The 16,690-nt window shown below is 68.0% G+C and carries 16 protein-coding genes and 1 rRNA gene; 8 read left to right on the top strand and 9 right to left on the bottom strand.

Annotation, left to right across the window (positions count from 1 at the left end):
• A 16S ribosomal RNA gene (locus tag E3O60_RS11230) occupies positions 1 to 191 on the bottom strand; the annotation flags it as partial.
• 617 nt (positions 192 to 808) lie between these two features.
• On the bottom strand, positions 809 to 1,048 hold the full coding sequence (locus tag E3O60_RS11235) for a DUF3499 family protein (RefSeq protein ID WP_088455309.1): 240 nt from the start codon (positions 1,046 to 1,048) through the stop codon (positions 809 to 811).
• 182 nt (positions 1,049 to 1,230) lie between these two features.
• Between E3O60_RS11235 and E3O60_RS11240 the strand changes: the two genes are divergently transcribed.
• From E3O60_RS11240 to E3O60_RS11250, 3 genes are all read left to right on the top strand, one after another.
• Positions 1,231 to 1,539: a hypothetical protein gene (locus E3O60_RS11240; protein WP_341476105.1), complete on the top strand. Its 309-nt coding sequence runs from the start codon at positions 1,231 to 1,233 to the stop codon at positions 1,537 to 1,539.
• A gap of 483 nt (positions 1,540 to 2,022) precedes the next feature.
• Positions 2,023 to 3,582 carry an NAD(P)/FAD-dependent oxidoreductase gene (locus tag E3O60_RS11245; RefSeq protein ID WP_134498100.1) on the top strand — a complete coding sequence of 520 codons (1,560 nt, stop codon included), beginning with the start codon at positions 2,023 to 2,025 and terminating at the stop codon, positions 3,580 to 3,582.
• 75 nt (positions 3,583 to 3,657) lie between these two features.
• Positions 3,658 to 4,218: an SRPBCC domain-containing protein gene (locus tag E3O60_RS11250; protein ID WP_088454885.1), complete on the top strand. Its 561-nt coding sequence runs from the start codon at positions 3,658 to 3,660 to the stop codon at positions 4,216 to 4,218.
• A 3-nt stretch (positions 4,219 to 4,221) separates the two neighbouring features.
• Here the strand turns inward: E3O60_RS11250 and E3O60_RS11255 are convergent, their stop codons facing one another.
• From E3O60_RS11255 to E3O60_RS11280, 6 genes are all read right to left on the bottom strand, one after another.
• Positions 4,222 to 4,800: a thioesterase family protein gene (locus E3O60_RS11255; RefSeq protein WP_240632328.1), complete on the bottom strand. Its 579-nt coding sequence runs from the start codon at positions 4,798 to 4,800 to the stop codon at positions 4,222 to 4,224.
• Positions 4,801 to 4,809: 9 nt separating this feature from the next.
• Positions 4,810 to 6,117 carry an amidohydrolase family protein gene (locus E3O60_RS11260; protein WP_134498102.1) on the bottom strand — a complete coding sequence of 436 codons (1,308 nt, stop codon included), beginning with the start codon at positions 6,115 to 6,117 and terminating at the stop codon, positions 4,810 to 4,812.
• Positions 6,117 to 6,863: a nucleoside phosphorylase gene (locus E3O60_RS11265; RefSeq protein ID WP_134479591.1), complete on the bottom strand. Its 747-nt coding sequence runs from the start codon at positions 6,861 to 6,863 to the stop codon at positions 6,117 to 6,119. The genes E3O60_RS11260 and E3O60_RS11265 overlap by 1 nt, the downstream gene beginning before the upstream one ends.
• Before the next feature lie 90 nt (positions 6,864 to 6,953).
• The gene (locus tag E3O60_RS11270; RefSeq protein ID WP_241980006.1) at positions 6,954 to 8,048 is read right to left on the bottom strand and encodes an alpha/beta hydrolase; all 1,095 of its coding nucleotides are present in this window, start codon (positions 8,046 to 8,048) and stop codon (positions 6,954 to 6,956) included.
• A gap of 160 nt (positions 8,049 to 8,208) precedes the next feature.
• Positions 8,209 to 10,056, bottom strand: a complete 1,848-nt coding sequence (locus tag E3O60_RS11275; RefSeq protein WP_134498104.1) for an HNH endonuclease signature motif containing protein — start codon at positions 10,054 to 10,056, stop codon at positions 8,209 to 8,211.
• A gap of 201 nt (positions 10,057 to 10,257) precedes the next feature.
• A complete protein-coding gene (locus E3O60_RS11280) occupies positions 10,258 to 10,794 on the bottom strand; it encodes a YbhB/YbcL family Raf kinase inhibitor-like protein (RefSeq protein WP_134498106.1) in 537 nt (178 codons plus the stop codon).
• 86 nt (positions 10,795 to 10,880) lie between these two features.
• Here E3O60_RS11280 and E3O60_RS11285 point away from each other — a divergent pair, with 86 nt between their 5' ends.
• Together E3O60_RS11285 and E3O60_RS11290 are read left to right on the top strand one after the other, a co-directional pair.
• Entirely contained in the window at positions 10,881 to 11,780 is a 900-nt protein-coding gene (locus E3O60_RS11285) for a rhodanese-related sulfurtransferase (RefSeq protein WP_134408191.1), read from the top strand.
• A gap of 164 nt (positions 11,781 to 11,944) precedes the next feature.
• Positions 11,945 to 13,156: an MFS transporter gene (locus tag E3O60_RS11290; RefSeq protein WP_134498108.1), complete on the top strand. Its 1,212-nt coding sequence runs from the start codon at positions 11,945 to 11,947 to the stop codon at positions 13,154 to 13,156.
• On the opposite strand, the gene E3O60_RS11295 is transcribed toward E3O60_RS11290, so the two are convergent.
• Positions 13,131 to 13,430 carry a hypothetical protein gene (locus tag E3O60_RS11295; protein WP_134498110.1) on the bottom strand — a complete coding sequence of 100 codons (300 nt, stop codon included), beginning with the start codon at positions 13,428 to 13,430 and terminating at the stop codon, positions 13,131 to 13,133. The two genes, E3O60_RS11290 and E3O60_RS11295, sit on opposite strands and share 26 nt — an antisense overlap.
• A 187-nt stretch (positions 13,431 to 13,617) precedes the next feature.
• Here E3O60_RS11295 and E3O60_RS11300 point away from each other — a divergent pair, with 187 nt between their 5' ends.
• The 3 genes from E3O60_RS11300 (at position 13,618) to E3O60_RS11310 (ending at position 16,682) form a co-directional block, all read left to right on the top strand.
• Complete coding sequence (locus E3O60_RS11300) at positions 13,618 to 14,844, top strand: cysteine desulfurase-like protein (protein WP_088454875.1); 1,227 nt, start codon at positions 13,618 to 13,620, stop codon at positions 14,842 to 14,844.
• Between the two features lie 99 nt (positions 14,845 to 14,943).
• Positions 14,944 to 15,846 carry an ATP-binding cassette domain-containing protein gene (locus E3O60_RS11305; RefSeq protein WP_088454874.1) on the top strand — a complete coding sequence of 301 codons (903 nt, stop codon included), beginning with the start codon at positions 14,944 to 14,946 and terminating at the stop codon, positions 15,844 to 15,846.
• Entirely contained in the window at positions 15,843 to 16,682 is an 840-nt protein-coding gene (locus E3O60_RS11310) for an ABC transporter permease (RefSeq protein ID WP_240632326.1), read from the top strand. The genes E3O60_RS11305 and E3O60_RS11310 overlap by 4 nt, the downstream gene beginning before the upstream one ends.
• Positions 16,683 to 16,690 lie beyond the last annotated feature (8 nt).

The following is a 16,690-nucleotide window of genomic DNA, read 5'->3' on the forward strand; positions in this document are numbered from 1 at the left end:
CGGCTGAAGTTCGTATCCGGTATTAGACACCGTTTCCAGTGCTTATCCCAGAGTCAAGGGCAGGTTACTCACGTGTTACTCACCCGTTCGCCACTGATCAGAAGGAGCAAGCTCCCTCGTCACCGTTCGACTTGCATGTGTTAAGCACGCCGCCAGCGTTCGTCCTGAGCCAGGATCAAACTCTCCGTAAATGTTTAATAGCCTCACCACCGAAGTGATGGGCACATCTAGTGCCGAAAGCCACCGGAATAGGCGAACAATCAGCAAGTTTGAAACTGACAGAACAAATCATTACTGACTTGCTTTGTTGTTTAAATGTTTTCCAAAGGAATCTCTTTCGCGGTATCCCCTAGAAAGGGACCCTACGACCGAGGTTTTTGGCATTTGACATTGTGCACGCTGTTGAGTTCTCAAGGATCGGACGCACCCGACTTCAGGCCATGTGATTGGCTGTCGCTCCGGGGCAACTTGACTACCTTAGCCTCCGTTCGAATCCGTGTCAAATCGACTGAGCGGCGTGTTTCCGGCAAACTAGTGCCTGAAAACGCTCCGTTCGTTCGATCCGAGGGATCTTGCGAAGAGCTGATTCCTGGCCAAAACGAAGAGCCACACCGAAACGATGTGGGTTGTTTTGACTGGGAGTTGGTCCCGCTTGAGGCCGGAAGCTCTGCGGCTTTTCCGAACCTGTGGGGTGACGAGAGATGACATTACGGGGATTCCGGAGGGGCCGCAAATTGGATCTGACACCCGGGCGTGTCGGGGTGGTTTGCCCCATATGGCGCGCCGACAGCGGGTGTCCGAGAGACGACTAGGGCGAGGGCTGAACGCCGCGTTGGGCATCCGCGATCGACACGATTCGATGCCTGATCAGCTGCCAACCCTGAGGCGGGGTGGTCACACGCGCGTGCCGTTCACAGAGGTCATAGGTGTGTGGCTCGTGGGTGCCGGCGAGCGGTCCCAGGACAGCCATCGAGTCGGCATAGGAGAACGTGAGAGTCGCCACGGCCTCATCGTTGCAGGAGATTCTTGAACACGCTCTGACTGACATGGTGATTCAGGGTACCGCCGATGCCCCGGAAGTAGACTGGGGGTATGCCTCGTTCACGCCGCACAACCGTGCAAGCACCGACCTCGCGCGGTCGGGGCCGGGACCGACACGGCCGTGGCATCCGCAGTTCTGCCACCGGACCTTTCCTTCCTCCCCTGCGTACGCGGGTGGACACTTTCGACATGACCATCGCGTCGACGGTCGACTACTTGCGCATGGTGTGGCCGGCCGAACTCGCCGATGTGTCCTTCGAGGTGGCCGCAGGGCCGCTCAACGTGATTCCCGGCGTCGGGGTGGCGCGGTACGCGGTGGATGCCCGTGAGCGTCGCATCACCTTCTTCCGGCTGCCGATCCAGCGGCTGAGCGGACTGCACCGCAATGACGAGTTCCATCAGCGCATGGTGATCGAGAGCTGCGTCTTCCGCGGGGTCGCCGAACTCCTCGGCAAGGACCCCTGGGATCTCGCGCCGGATCGATTCCGCCACTTCTAGGGGCGCATCCCGCACGCGAACGCCACGAGGACCAAACCTTTTCTGACGTGGGGACGAACCACCTGCATACCAAGCAGCACTCCCCCACAGCAAAGGACTTCATCATGCGCAGCTTCACCAAGACCGCACTCGGCCTCACCACCGCAGGCCTGCTCGTCGCCGGCCTCGCCGCCTGCTCCACCGANTAATGGCTGTCGCTCCGGGGCACTTCGATGTTTGTTCTTGTTGTCTGCTTGGATTTCGGTTAGGAAATTCGAAGCAAACTTCATCAAGCTGTACAAAGCGAAGAATCGCTTTCTTTTCTGCTTGGATTTGGTCCCGCTTGAGGCCGGTAGCTCTTCGGCTTTCCGAACCTGTGGGGTGACGAGAGATGACATTACGGGGATTCTGGGGGGGTCGCAAATCCCATCCGCATCCCGGGCGTGTCGCCCCGGCGAGGATAGGGTCGACAGACCAGCATCGGCGCTTGAGAAGGGCTCTTACATGGACTCCACACACGACATCGTGATCGTCGGAGGCGGCCATAACGGCCTCACCGCCGCGGCCTATCTGGCCAAAGCCGGGCGGAGTGTGCTGGTGCTCGAACGGGACGACCACGTGGGCGGAGCAGCGGTATCGGCCGCCGCCTTCGCGGGGGTGGATGCCCGTCTGTCCCGGTACTCGTACCTGGTGAGCCTGCTGCCTGCCCGCATCATCGACGAGCTCGGCCTGTCGATCGAGCTGGCACGGCGGCGGTACTCGTCGTACACCCCGGATCCGGCCAACCCGGCGACCGGCCTGCTGGTGGATGCGGGCGATGCCGAGGCGACGCGGGCCTCCTTCGAGAGGATTGGAGCCGGGGCGGACATCGCGGGGTGGCAGCAACTCGGTGGCGACCTGGGGCATCTGGCCCGTGCGCTGTTCCCCACGGTATGCGAGCCGTTGCCCACGCGGTCAGAGGCCCGCCGGCTGGTCGGTGACGACGCCCTGTGGGACGAGTTCATCGAGCATCCGCTCGGCGACCTGCTCAACCGGCGATTCGGCTCCGACCTCGTGCGCGGGGTGGTGGCCACCGACGGCCTGATCGGCACGTTCACCTCGGTGCATGACGCGTCACTGGATGCGAACCGCTGCTTTCTCTACCACTCGATCGGAAACGGCACCGGGGACTGGGACGTACCCGTCGGCGGCATGGGTGCGGTGACCGGGGAGCTGGAGCGGGTGGCCCGCCAGGCCGGTGTGCGCATCCTGACGAGCGCAAAGGTCACCGGCATCGATCCGGACGGCACCGTGCGCTACCGGCATGAACACCGGGACGAGAGCACCGTGGGAAGCCACGTGCTGGCGAGCGTGGCGCCGTGGGTGCTGGACGGCCTGCTGGGTGAACGCACACCGGACACCGTGAAGCCCGAGGGCGCCCAGGTGAAGGTGAACCTGCTGCTGAGTCGCCTCCCCCGCCTGCTGGATGCGTCGGTGTCGGCCGAGGCCGCGTTCGGCGGAACCTTTCACATCAATGAGACGCTCAGCCAGCTCGAGGACGCGTATCGGCAGGCCGGTGCGGGCCGGGTCCCCGATCTGGTCTCCTGTGAGATCTATTGCCACTCCCTCACCGATCCGAGCATCCTCTCGCCGGAACTGGTGGCGGCCGGCGCGCAGACCCTCACGGTGTTCGGCCTGCACACCCCCGACCGGCTCACCCGCCTGGACAACACCGCCGTCAGGGCCCAGTTGCAGGCCGCCGTCCTGGCCTCGCTCAACTCGGTGCTGGCCGAACCCGTCGAGGACCTGCTGCTCCGGGATGCCGACGGCAGGCCGTGCATCGAGACCAAGACCACCGCGGACCTCGAGTCGGCGCTCAACCTGCCCGGCGGGGACATTTTCCACGGGCTCCTGTCCTGGCCGTTCCTGGAAGACGACGCACCCAGGGACACCGCCGCCCAGCGCTGGGGCGTGGCTACCCGGCATCCGCGGATTCTGCTCTGCGGAGCCGGCGCTCGACGCGGCGGCGGGGTCAGCGGACTCGGCGGGCACAACGCTGCCATGGCCGTGCTCGAGAGCGACTGAGGACTCTGGCGGCGGCCTCGAACTAGGCATAGCCTCAGAGGGAAGGCTCGTGTTTCACTCAACGTGGAGGTCACCATGCCCACCCAGCCCCTGCCCGGTCCGCCGGACGTCGCCCACGCCACAGGGCGGTTCGCCCACCGGGAGGACGGGCTCTACCTGCTCTTCGACCGCATCTTCCCTGCGGCCCCGGAGTCGGTGTGGGAGGCCGTGACCAAACCCGAGGGCCTGCACGGCTGGATCGGCACCTACACAGGGTCCCCTCGCACCGGGGCCGTGCGGTTCCGGATGGAATCGAAGAACGACTCGCAGTGGGAGTACGTGAGCATTCTGGAATGTGTCGAGTTCAAGAAGCTGGCGCTGGACATCGGCGAGGGCGAGGATGCCTGGCGGGTGATGGCGCATCTGTCGGGCGGATCCGGCAAGACCGTGCTGACCTTCGGGCTGCGGCTGCACTCCCCCGCCGAGGCCGCCACGTTCGGGCCGGTCTGGGACTATTACCTCGATAGGCTCGTCGCCTCCCGCACCCACCACCCGCTGCCGTCGTTCAGCAAGTACTACCCCGCGCTGCAGAGTCACTATCAAGAGCTCCTGGTGCCCAAGCCCACCCCTGCGCCAGCGAGCGAGGACCGCGCCTAGCCACTACTCCCAGATGCTGGGGGCCGGCGCCCGGGTAGCCGGCATGGCCACGTCGGCGCTCCACTCGAGCAGCCAGTCGGGCACGCTCACGTCGGCGGGCACGGCACCGACGGCGTCGGTGAGTTCGTCGATGGTGACCACGCCTCCCGTGCGTTTGAGGAACCGGCCGCGGATGAAGCCGCGGGCGTAGACCTCGACGTCGCCCGGTCTCGCATCCGGGCCCTCAACGGGCCGCACGAAGCGTTGCTCGACGTAAACGGCCTTGTCGTCGAAGCCCAGGATGCGCGACTCGACGGTGAACCGCTGGCCGAGCGTCAGTGACTTGCGAAAACTGATGGTCTCGGCCACCACCACCGGATACCAGCCCTTGGCCTGGAAGATCGCCCAGATTCCGGTGCGGTGCAGCATGTCGAACCTGGCGATGTCCATGATCGACAGGTACACGCCGTTGTTCATGTGCCGCAGGATGTCCTGGTCGGTGGGCAGGGTGATGAACCGCGTGCGGGCGACGTCGTAGTGCCCGAGGCGTGGGCCGAAGCGCGACAGCAGGCTGTGGAGCAGGGTTCGAAAGAACATGTGCACCCGATGATGCTAGCGGGCGGCGGCCTCCGACAGCTCGCGCAGGGCCGACGTCTCGTCGATGGTCTGCAGCACCCTGTCGCGCAGCACAATCCGGCCGCGGGCCACGGCGTGTCGCACGTCGGTGGCGGTGGCCGTGTAGGCCAGCGCAGACCATGGGTCACGGCCGGGCCTGCTGTTCAGTGTGTCGATGCGCACGACCTGGAGGTCGGCCTGCATGCCGGGCTCGATCGTGCCCACGTCGGCCAGACCGAGGGCGCGGGCGCCGTCGACGGTGCCGAGCCGCACGGCGCGTTCGGCGCTGATCATGGTGGGGTCGTTGCTGGTGCCCTTGTGCAGCAGCGCGGCCATCCGCACGGCGGCGTACATGTCGAGGGAACCGGTGGAGGCGGCCCCATCGGTGCCCAAGCCCACGGCGGCGCCGTGCTGCAACAGCTCGGGCAGCCGGGCGATGCCGCAGCCGAGCTTGAGGTTCGACATCGGGCAGTGCGCCACGGCGGCGCCGCTGGCGGCGATGCGGGTGACCTCGTCGTCGGTGAGGTGCACGGCATGGGCCAGGACGGTGTGGTTGGTCAGCAGCCCGGCCGCATCGAGCACGGCGACCGGCCGGTCACCGTTGACCTGAACCGTCAGCGCCAGTTCGCCGAGGCTCTCAGAGGCGTGCGTGTGGATGCGGGCGCCGCGCGAGGCGGCCAGCTCCCGAATGCTCTCCAGCTGGTCGCTACTGAGGGTGTAGGCCGAGTGGGGCATCACCCAGAGGTCGTCGTCGGGCGACTCGGTGCGGTTGTCGGTGAGGATCGATCTGGCTTCCTCGAGCATGCCCGCGAAGTCGCGGCCCTCGGGGTCCGCGTTGCCGAGGAAGGTGGGGCCGTTCAGCAGCCGGAATCCGGCCTCCGCCGCGACAGCGCGGCTGGCCCGCGGGAACCAGTACATGTCCAGCGCCGTGGTGGTGCCGCCCAAGAGGCACTCGGCGATCCCGGCCCTGGTGCCGATGGCGACAGTCTCGGCGCTGAGGGTGGCCAGTTCGGCGCCGACCATCCGCTCGAGGAACACCTCGAGGGTGACGTCGTCGGCCGCGCCCCTGAACAGGTTCATGGCCAAGTGGCTGTGGGTGTTCACCCAGCCGGGGGCGATCACACAGCCCGGGCTCTCGAGCACCTCCGCCGCGTCGTACCGGGCGAGCAGGTCGGCAGCCGGCCCGACGCCGACGATGATCCCGGCACGGATGGCGACGGCGCCGGCCTCGATGATCGTGCCAGCGGCGTCGACGGTGAGCACGGCATCCGCGGTGAGGATCAGGTCGACGTGGTCGGTGGCCATCAGACGAGCTCCGGCAGGGCGACGAGGGCGTCGAGGGTGACGGAGATGCCGCGACTGACGCCATCCGCCACGACGGTGCGATGCGGGTCGTATCCGGTGGTGTCGACGAGGTCGTCGGCGGTGGCGCCGTCGATCACGAGGCCGCCGCCCGCGCGCACGCCGCGGGTGGAGGCGAGCACGAGCAGGGCCGAGAGTTCCATTTCGATGGCGAGCACGCCGAGCTTGACGTAACCGGCCTGGTTGAGATCGATGATTCCCGGGTAGAAGGCCGCCCGGGTCCAGACGATTCCGCGGTGGTGGGGGGCGTCGTGCCGCCGGGCTGCCTCGGCCAGTGCGATCACGACCTCGGGATTCGCGGCCGCCGGGTAGCTCTCCGGCACCAGCTGGTGGGTGACGCCGTCGTCGCGCACGCAGGACTCGGCGATGATCAGGTCGCCGTCGCCGATGCCACGCAGCAGGGCTCCGGCGGTGCCAAGCCTGATGATGGTGTCCACGCCGGCATCCATCAGCTCCTGGAACAGACAGATGGCGCCGGGGGCGCCCACACCGTGCGAGGAGACGACGACGGTGCTGCCGTTCCAGTCACCGACGAACGAGCGATACTCACGCTGGTGGGCGACCTCGCGCACGTTGTCGAGCAGGTGGGAGATCTGCTCGGCCCGGAACGGGTCACCGACGACGAGGGCGCGGGTGGGTAGCCCGGTCTTGGGGAGCCCGGTCACCGGGAACGTGTCGGCCTGGCTCATGTGTGCTCCTCGTGGCTGGCGCGGCCCGAATGGCCTGGCAAGTGTCGAACTTGTCTACCATGCCCGGGCAGACCCGCGCAGGCCGGGGAGCTAGGCCAGGGCGGGCTCGGCTTGAGCAGGCGTGGACCGAGCCTGGGCGGGCAGCGCCGCCACCTTGCGCACGAATGAACCCAGACGGCGGTAGACCTCCTGCGATTCGGGGTGCCGGGCGTCCTGCTGCCAGGTGTGCCGGGTGTTGGTGCGGTGCCGGCCGTAGATCACCGTGTCGGCCAGAATGGACCGTCGGCGCAGGGCCTCGATGAAGTTGAGGTTGGCCCGGTAGAAGTAGTCGCGCTCGGAGGTCGTGATGAAGACCGGCGGGAAGCCCTTGTCGAGCCACTCGATGGGCGAGAGGAATCGGGCGGCGTCGCGCAGCGACATTCCGGGGCTGCGTTCGGGGAGCAGCATCCGCAGGAAGTTGAGGCTGAGCACGAAGCCGCGCTCGAACATGACCGAGAAGTCGGCGATACTGCAGTGCTGCACGAGTCCGCGCAGGTGGCCGGCCTCGATCGGCAGGTCGAGGTTGTAGTGCGCGGCGAGGGTGTCGTCGTTGGCCGCGGCGGTGAGCAGGGCCGCGATGTGCCCGCCCGCCGAGTCGCCGCCGAGAACGATGCGGGTGGGGTCTCCGCCGTATTCGACGATGTTGCGCTGGACCCAGGTGAGCACAGCGTTGGCGTCGTCGAGCATGTGGCCGATCTTGAATCGAGTGGCCATGCGGTAGTTGGCGTTGACGACCACCATGCCCTCGACCGCCTGGCTGGCGGCGTACTTGGTGAGCGGCGCCTTGTCGCCGGAGGTCCAGCCGCCGCCGTGGAAGTAGATGTAGACGGGCAGCGGGCTCGGTGGCGTGGTCACGTCGTGGCTGTCGGGGTGACCGTCGTGGTGCTCGTGCGGCACGAGAACGTCGAGGCGGTGATCACGGATGCCGTCGCCCACGTAGTCAAGGTCGAAGTGGTAGTCGACGTCGTCGATCGGGTCGGCGTTGAACTTGTGCAGTTCGCCCGGCGCGATGCGCGTCATGATCGCTTTCCAGAGCCACACCGGCACCCTGGACAGGCCGGTTTCCCGGTGCGTGAGGTGCGAGTCCGCGGAGGGGCCGGCAGCGGGGTCGAAGCTGGTGCTGGAGTGGGGGGACGAGTGAAACATGGTGCCTTACTGCCGACGTGGCGCTACCGGAAGCGGCTTCGAAGTGCCGACTGGCGTTGGTAGCGCTTGCATCGTTTTTTGCCGCGTGTAGAAGATAGGCGCGCAACCATGAGATGACCTGAGAATCTCTCACGTGGCTCGAATCGACCGTCCCCTTGCATCAGCCGCGGCTACTCGTCTTGCCGGCGGTATTTGGGGTCGTGGGCGCGGTGTTGGGGTGGTTTTCGCCAGGTTCCGGTGGGTCGATCCAGTGTGGGGCTTTGACTTCGGGCATGCCCAGGACCATGCGGATGTGCCACCCCGAGGTGTCGATGTTGTGGTGGTGGCGCCAGCACAGCAAAACCCCGTTGCTCACGTTGGTGGGGCCGCCGTTTTGCCACGGCTGCACGTGGTGGACTTCGGTCCATTGCGGTGGGCAGGTGCAGCCGGGGATGATGCAGCCGCCGTCTCGGGCGGTGATCGCCCTGCGTTGCAGCGGGGTGAAACACCGGACCTTATCGCCCAGGGCGAGGACGGCGCCGGTGCCGCCGAAGAAGATCGGCCGGAAGCCGCCGTTGTCGACCACCTGATTGATCGTCTTCATCGAGACGGGGCCCTCGACGCCGTCGATCCAACCGACCCCGACCCCGTTGACGAGGTCGGTTGCGTTCACGTGCACCATCACCGTCGGCGGCATCCCGCCCATGGTCGGGGTGCGGGGGTCTTGGGCGACCTGGACCAGGATGCCACGGAGGATGTCGGCACGTTTCTGGCCACCGTCGCGTTCGTCGAGGATCTCGCCGGGCACGAGTTCGCCGGCCTCGATACGCTGCTGCTCCTCCGCGGACGGGAACGCGGGAGCGCTGCGGGCGGACTGAAAGGTGTTGAACAGGGTCTGCATGATGCCCTTGAGCTCCGGCGTCACCCCACCGCGCAGCGGGTGCAGGCCTTGGCTGAGTTTGCCGAACGAGAACGTGGATTTGGCCTCGAGGATCTCCGCGGTGGGCGCGGCCCCGTCCGGGTTCAACACCGCCTGCCACGTCGCCGCCATCTCCCGGATCCGGTCCGCCGGGAACGTGAACCCCGCCGACGCACCCAGACGCCGGACCGGGCCGGTGCAGACTTGTCCGGCGCCGGCGCCGGCGCCGGTGTCGGTGTCGGCGTCATCGGCATCGGTGGCGGTGGCGCTGTCGCCGGGTCCGGGGGTGCGGCCGAATACCGACCCGGTCGCGGACTCCACCAGCTCGGCTTCACCGCCGTCCACCAGCGACTGGTCGGCATCGAAGCGGCCGTGCACCTTGTAGTCAGCCAGGCCCTTCACGATGTTCTCGGCCGCATCAATACCGATCTCCCCGGCCGCCAAGGCTGCGGCAACGAACGGGAACTCGGGCTCGAGGACCGTGCCGCCCAGCATCCGCGGGGCGACCTTCTCACCCAGGGATACGCGTCGTTTCATCTCCGGCACCGACGTGCCGGTCAGCCCGATCAGCAGATCATTCTGGTGCGACGCCCCCAACCGCCAGGCCAACGACTCCGTGCCCAGCCCAGTGCTGTACCGGTAACCCACCACGGTCGCCGTGCTAACCCGGGCCGCGTCCACCGGCCGACCGGTGCGCTCGACCATCTGCGTCAACGCGACCACCTCAGGGTCACTCAACGCGTTCACGTCAATGGAGTCCATCACCGCCATCACCGTCCGCGCCGCATCATCCAGGGCCTGGAGCTTCTGACCGAACGCACCGGTGTGCGCGCGCTGCACCCCCAGCAACTCGGCCGGATCCCGCCACTCAGGCCGCGGCTTAGACGGACCCCGACCGGCCCGACCGGCCCGGCTCGAGCCCGTCGCGGGGCCGGCCGCAGGGCCGGCCGCGGCGGCGGTCTTCGTGTCGGAGGTGCCGCTCAGACTGGCGGCATCCACGGCCGAGAGGGGATCCGGACCGGCCAGACCGGTGTTCCAGTCGTGCGGGTTCGGACCGGTGGGAGTCATTCCCGTCGGTGCGGTGGAGCCACTATCCAGCTCGTCGTCCATACCCCCATTCTCTCACGAATCGCACTTATATGCGAGGAAATGTCAACAAGAACTTGAGCAAACATCGAACATAATTCTGAGCCAAAGCGGACAGGCAGCGAGGGTCCCGACAGGCTCGACCGACGGAATGGGCACGTTGTCGAGGATGGCAAACGGACGAGCGACCTGCCGCCCGAGGAGATAGAGGGTTGTCGGGATCGGCTAGGCGGCGCCTCCGGCGACTCCGGTGGCCTCGAGCACGGCGCGGGCCAGGGTGTGGAAGTGCACGTTGAAGCCGAGCACGGCCGGGGTGGCCTGCGGGTCGACGCCGAGGTCTGCGACGTCGAGGGCGTGCAGCACGAACTGGTAGCGGTGCGTGCCCGTTCCGCGCGGCGGCGCGGCGCCGATGAAGGTGGGCTGGCGGATCTCGTTGGGCATGACGACGGCACCGGCGGGCAGCAGCACCGAGTTCGCGACTCCGGCACCGGTGGGCAGGCTGTCGACGTCGGCGGGGATGTTGAAAACCGCCCAGTGCCAATACCCGGAACCGGTCGGGGCATCCGGGTCGAACACAGTGAGTGCGAAGCTCTGGGTCTCAGCCGGGAAGCCGCTCCAGTGCAGGTCGGGCGAGACATCCTGACCGCCGGCGCCGACGCCGTACTGGGCGGCGGCCAGCGGGCCACCGTCGGTCATCACCGAGCTGGTCAGGTTGAACTCGGGCACCTCGCCGAAACGGGCGAAGGGATCGATCGTGGTCATGCACACTCCAAGGATCTGGTGGCGGTCTGGTTGGCTCAGCCTACGTGGGCCGCCTCGCGCCCCTCGCCGCCGCCTAAAATGTGGGGGTGGCCATTCCGAAGATCCTGCTCTACTACGTCTTCACTCCGCTCAGCGACCCCGAAGCCATCCGCCTGTGGCAGCGCGACCTCTGCGAGTCGTTGGGCCTGCGCGGCCGCATCCTGATCTCGAAGGACGGCCTGAACGGCACCGTGGGCGGCGACCTGCCCGCCCTCAAGCGCTACGTACGCAAGACCCGTCAGTACGCACCGTTCGCGGAGATCGACTTCAAGTGGAGTGAGGGAACCGGCCTCGACGAGTCCGGGGCGAGCCTCGACTTCCCTCGGCTGGTGGTGAAGGTGCGCGACGAGATCGTGAGCTTCGGCTCGCCAGAGGCCCTCACCGTGGATGCCGGCGGCGTCGTGGGCGGCGGCACCCGCCTGGCCCCGGCCGAACTGCACGCCCTCGTGGCCGAACGCGGCGACGACGTGGTGTTCTTCGACGGCCGCAACGCCTTCGAGGCCGAGATCGGCAGGTTCCGGGGTGCCGTGGTGCCGGATGTGGCGAACACCCGCGAGTTCGCGGCCGAGCTCGACAGCGGCAAGTACGACCACCTCAAGGGCCAGCCTGTGGTGACGTATTGCACCGGCGGCATCCGCTGCGAGGTGCTGTCGTCACTGATGAAGGACCGTGGCTTCGGCGAGGTCTACCAACTCGAGGGCGGCATCGTGCGCTACGGCGAGGCCTACGGCGACGACGGGCTCTGGGACGGCTCGCTCTACGTGTTCGACCAGCGGATGTCGGTGGATTTCAGCGGCCACGCCACCGTTCTCGGCCACTGCCAGGTCTGCGGCGCGGGCACCAAGAACATGCTCAACTGCCGGGACCTGTCCTGCCGGGAGCAGCTGGTGGCCTGCCCGGACTGCGTGGCCGTGGCCGCCCCGGCCTGCGCGGCGCACGCGGCCTGAGCAGATCAGCCCGGCCACGCATCCGCTTGCTCGCAAAAAGTAGTTGCTTGCGCACTTACCTAGCGTGTGCAATTATTTATGACGCGCCTGCAACTACCAGCGCGTGGCCTCGACAGGCTCGACCAACGGCCCGCGCACCTCCGCACCCTTGAAGGAATTTCCGCATGCCCATTGGATTGATCGCACTCGCCCTCGGCGGCTTCGGGATCGGCCTGACCGAGTTCGTCATCGCCGGCCTGCTGCCCGAGGTTGCCGCCGACTTCGCCGTGACCGAGGCCGCCGCCGGCTGGCTCATCTCCGGCTACGCCCTCAGCGTCGCCGTCGGCGCCATCCTGCTCACCGCCGCGGTGACCCGGCTGCCCCGCAAACACGTTCTGGTGGGACTGATGGTGCTCTTCATCATCGGCAACCTGATCTCGGCACTCGCCCCGAGCTACTCGATCATGCTGCTCGGCCGCATCATCGCCGCTCTCTGCCACGGCGCCTTCTTCGGCATCGGCGCCGTCGTCGCCGCCAGCCTGGTGCCGCCGAGCAAGAAGTCCGGCGCCATCGCCATCATGTTCACCGGCCTCACCCTCGCCACCGTTCTCGGCGTGCCGTTCGGCACCTTCATCGGCCAGAGCTTCGGCTGGCGGGCCACCTTCTGGGCGATCACCGTGATCGGCGTGCTCGCCCTGGCTGGCATCGTGGCCCTCGTGCCCCGCGCCACCGACGACACCGCGCACGTCAGCAACCTGCGCGGCGAACTCCGCGCCTTTCGGTCTAGCCAGGTTTGGCTCTCCCTGGTGGTGACGGTGCTCGGCTTCGGCGGCATGTTCGGCGCCTTCACCTACATCGCCTACACGCTCACCGAGGTGAGCGGCTTCTCCAGCGCGGCCGTTCCGTGGCTGCTCGTGGTCTTCGGCGCCGGCCTGTTCGTGGGCAACATCCTCGGCGGCAAGGCCGCCGACCGGCGGCTCGATCCCACCCTGGTGGTGCTGTTGATCGGACTCACGGTGGTGATGGCGCTCTTCGCCCTCACCGCAGCGAACCCCGTCGCCACCGTGATTGCCCTCGTGCTGATGGGCGGCTTCGGCTTCGGAACGGTTCCCGGGCTGCAGACCCGCATCATGCTCTACGCCGACACCGCTCCGACCCTGGCCTCCAGCGCCAACATCGCCGCGTTCAACGTGGGCAACGCCATCGGCGCCTGGATCGGCGGCATCACCATCAGCGTGGGCCTGGGCTACACCTCACCGCTCTGGGCCGGCGCCGCGATCACCGCGGCCGCCGCGATCGTGATGATTGTCGCCGCCACCCGCCGCAACGTCCTGGTGCCGGCGGATGCCCCGGCGAGCGCACGTCCGCTCGTCACGGCCGACGTTCCCGTCGCCTGATCCGGCTCGCACCCCGGGCACTGGCATAGTGACGCGCTTGGGTGCTGGAGAGCGCCAGCAGAATCAGGATGTCGATGGTAACGCTAACCAGCGAGGTGCGCAGGGTGATCTGGGCACCGTTGAGCGCGTAGTCGGCGAAGGAGAGCAGGATGCTCACCGAGGCGAATGACATCGCCACCACCCGGGCCCGGTTGTGACCGGTGAACACCAGCACGGCCAGGCCCAGGTAGAGCAGGAGGTGGAGCCCGTAGGCCGCGAGCAGCCAGCCCAGCACAGCCCACCCGGTGCCCGCCGGGCAGCGTCCAGCCGTCCGGGCAGCGCCAGAAGCGCACCCCGGGCGAGACGCGCCGGCGTCCGGAGGGCACCGCCGGGGTCTCTGGCATGGCGCCATGGTAGTTCGGTGTCGGCGTCGGCGTCAGCGGCGGCGGCGGCGGTCACCGGATCAATGCTTGGATGGCAGGGTGACCTACGACGTCGAATCGATCCGCGCCCATTTCCCCGCCCTCTCGGCCGGAACCGTGCACTTCGACAGCCCTGGCGGCACGCAGACCCCGCTCGGCGTCGGACAGGCCATCCTCGACACCCTCACCGGCCCGCTGTCGATCCGCGGCCGCCGCAGCCTCTCGGAGCGGAACGCCGACGACGCCGTCACGGGATTCCGTTCGGCAATGGCCGACCTGCTCGGCGCCGACCCGCACGGCATCGTCTACGGACGCAGCGCCACCCAGCTCACCTACGACTTCTCCCGCCACCTCTCGCGCGACTGGGCGCCCGGCGACGAGATCGTGGTGTCCAGGCTCGACCACGACGCCAACATCCGCCCCTGGCTGCAGGCCGCCGACCGCGCCGGCGCCACCGTGGTCTGGGTGGACTTCGACCCGGAGACCGGTGAACTGCCCGCGTCCGCGGTGGCCGCGGTGCTCACCGCCCGCACCCGCCTCGTGGCGGTGACCGCCGCCTCCAACCTGATCGGCACGCGGCCGCCGATCGCCGAGATCGCCGCGGTGGTGCACGAGGCCGGGGCGCTGCTCTTCGTCGACGGCGTGCACTACGTGCCGCACACTTTCGTGGACCTCGCCGTGCTCGGCGCGGACTTCTTCGTCTGCTCGCCATACAAGTTCTTCGGCCCGCACTGCGGAGTGCTCGCGGCGGACCCGGCGCTGCTGGCCGGTATCCACCCCGACAAGCTGCTGCCATCGACGGATGTGGTGCCGGAGCGTTTCGAACTCGGCACCCTGCCGTACGAGACCCTGGCCGGGGTGAGCGCCGCCGTCGACTTCCTCGCGGGGCTCGGCGAGCTGGCCACCGGGGTGGCGGCGCGGCCGAGCATCAGCCGCCGGGCGCTGCTGCGCTCCTCGCTGAAACTGGCCGAGGCCCACGAGGATTCCCTCCGCGACCGGCTGGAGTCCGGGCTGGCCGCCCTGCCCGGCGTGACGGTGTATTCCCGGGCCGTCGAGCGCACCCCCACGGTGTTGGTGGGCTTCGCGGGCCGGAGTGCCGCCGACGCCACCGAGTTCCTGTTCGAGCGTGGGATCCTCGCGCCCTCCGGCTCGTTCTACGCGTTGGAGGCCTCCAGGCACTTGGGCCTGGGCGAGGCCGGCGCGCTGCGCATCGGCCTGGCCCCGTACAGCACCCCCGGCGAGATCGATGTGCTGCTGGCGGCGATCACGGATTTTGTGCTCCGCTGACCGCATTCGGCCAAAGTTGACTCACCCGCGCCCGGAAAACCCAGGCGGACCGGCTCGTTTTCCCCATAGGCTGGGCATCGAGCGATAGAGGGGACTCGGATGCCAATCGGCGCTGTCATCGAATTCACCAGCATCACCAAGAAGTTCGGCCAGGTCACGGCGGTCAATGACCTGTCCTTCACCGTCGAGCCCGGCCGGGTCACCGGTTTCCTCGGCCCGAATGGCGCCGGTAAGACCACCACGCTGCGGATGCTGCTGGGCCTCGTCGCCCCCACATCGGGCACCGCCACCTTCGGGGGCCTGCGCTACCGTGACCTGCCCCGACCGCTGCACACCGTCGGGGCGGCGCTGGAAGCCGCCAGCTTCCACCCGGGTCGTACCGCAGCCCATCACCTGGGCGTGTACACCATCGCCGCCGGGATCCCCCGCACCAGGGTCGCCGAGGTGCTGCACACGGTGGGCCTGGCCGAACACGCCGGTCAGCGGGTCGGCGGGTACTCGCTGGGTATGCGCCAGCGACTGGGCCTGGCTTACTCGCTGCTGGGAGACCCCGGCGTGCTGGTGCTCGACGAACCGATCAACGGCCTTGATCCAGAAGGCATCAAATGGATCCGCGGCTTCCTCAGCAGCATGGCCGCAGAGGGACGCACCGTGCTGGTCAGCTCCCACCTGCTCAGCGAGGTGCAGCAGAGTGTCGACGACGTGATCATCATCGCCAAGGGTGAACTGGTGCACTCGGGCCCGCTGTCCAGCCTCGACACCAACATCGCGCCGCAGGTCATCGTGGACTCCCCGGACCGGGACGCCCTCATCGCGGCCCTCACCGAGGCCGGCCTGCCCTTTACCTCCGGCCGCACCGGCCTGATCGTCGCGGTGCCGGACCCCGGCCGGGTGGGGCACATAGCTTTCGCCGCGGGCGTGGAACTGAACGCACTGCACCGGCAGAAGGCGGGCCTGGAAGAATCCTTCCTCGCCCTCGTCGAAGGAGGCGACTCACTGTGAACCTGATCCTGCGCCCCGTGGCCGCCGAATTCAGCAAGATCCTGACCACCCGGATGTGGTGGATCCTTGCGCTGGTGCTCTTCGGCTATATCACCCTGCTGGCCGGCGGCCTCGCCGCCCTGTTCGGCGGCCTGGACAGCGGCGCCATCACCCCCGACGCCATGAACGCCGGCGGCGGCGGTGCCGACCTGACCAGCCTGGGCAGCGTGCCCCTGTTGATTTACAGCTTCGCCTCCTCGGTGGGGTACGTCTTCCCGGTGCTGCTGGGCGCCCTGGCCACCACGGGCGAGTTCCGGCACCAGACCCTCACCCCCACCTTCCTCGCCACCCCGAAGCGCGGCCGGGTGCTTGGCGCCAAGACCATCGCCCTGTTCGTGGTGGGTGCGGCGCTGGGCGTGGTCGGCCTGGCCGCATCCGTCGGTGTCGGCGCGCTGGTTCTCGGTGGCTTCGGCGTGGACCCGCTGCTCGCCGACGGCGAAACCTGGGCCCTGATCGGCCGTACAGTGCTCGCCATGGCGCTCTGGGCCGTGATCGGTGTTGGCCTGGGCGTGCTCGTGCCGAGCCAGGTCGCGTCGATAGTGATCGTGCTCGCGTTCACCCAGTTCGTCGAGCCACTGCTGCGCTTCGCCGCGACGTTCACTGAGGTGACCGCCGACATCGGCAAGTTCCTGCCGGGCGCCGCCTCTGACGCCCTGGTGGGGGAGAGCTTCTACGCCCTGACCAGCCCGGGCATGGCCGTGCTCACCAGCTGGCAGGGCGGCCTGGTGCTGTTGGCCTACGGGCTGGCCGCCACCGTAGGCGGCTACTTCATCAGCTGGAAGCGCGACGTCACCTGAGGGCGCTC

It is taken from the genome of Cryobacterium sp. TMB1-7, assembly GCF_004402435.1.
Classification (GTDB): Bacteria; Actinomycetota; Actinomycetes; order Actinomycetales; family Microbacteriaceae; genus Cryobacterium; species Cryobacterium zongtaii.

Coding starts and splice junctions, on each gene's coding strand:
- E3O60_RS11235 (WP_088455309.1), bottom strand. CDS start 1,048: ATGTCAGTCAGAGCGTGTTCAAGAATCTCCTGCAACGATGAGGCCGTG.
- E3O60_RS11240 (WP_341476105.1), top strand. CDS start 1,231: ATGACCATCGCGTCGACGGTCGACTACTTGCGCATGGTGTGGCCGGCC.
- E3O60_RS11245 (WP_134498100.1), top strand. CDS start 2,023: ATGGACTCCACACACGACATCGTGATCGTCGGAGGCGGCCATAACGGC.
- E3O60_RS11250 (WP_088454885.1), top strand. CDS start 3,658: ATGCCCACCCAGCCCCTGCCCGGTCCGCCGGACGTCGCCCACGCCACA.
- E3O60_RS11260 (WP_134498102.1), bottom strand. CDS start 6,117: ATGGCCACCGACCACGTCGACCTGATCCTCACCGCGGATGCCGTGCTC.
- E3O60_RS11265 (WP_134479591.1), bottom strand. CDS start 6,863: ATGAGCCAGGCCGACACGTTCCCGGTGACCGGGCTCCCCAAGACCGGG.
- E3O60_RS11270 (WP_241980006.1), bottom strand. CDS start 8,048: ATGTTTCACTCGTCCCCCCACTCCAGCACCAGCTTCGACCCCGCTGCC.
- E3O60_RS11275 (WP_134498104.1), bottom strand. CDS start 10,056: ATGGACGACGAGCTGGATAGTGGCTCCACCGCACCGACGGGAATGACT.
- E3O60_RS11280 (WP_134498106.1), bottom strand. CDS start 10,794: ATGACCACGATCGATCCCTTCGCCCGTTTCGGCGAGGTGCCCGAGTTC.
- E3O60_RS11290 (WP_134498108.1), top strand. CDS start 11,945: ATGCCCATTGGATTGATCGCACTCGCCCTCGGCGGCTTCGGGATCGGC.
- E3O60_RS11305 (WP_088454874.1), top strand. CDS start 14,944: ATGCCAATCGGCGCTGTCATCGAATTCACCAGCATCACCAAGAAGTTC.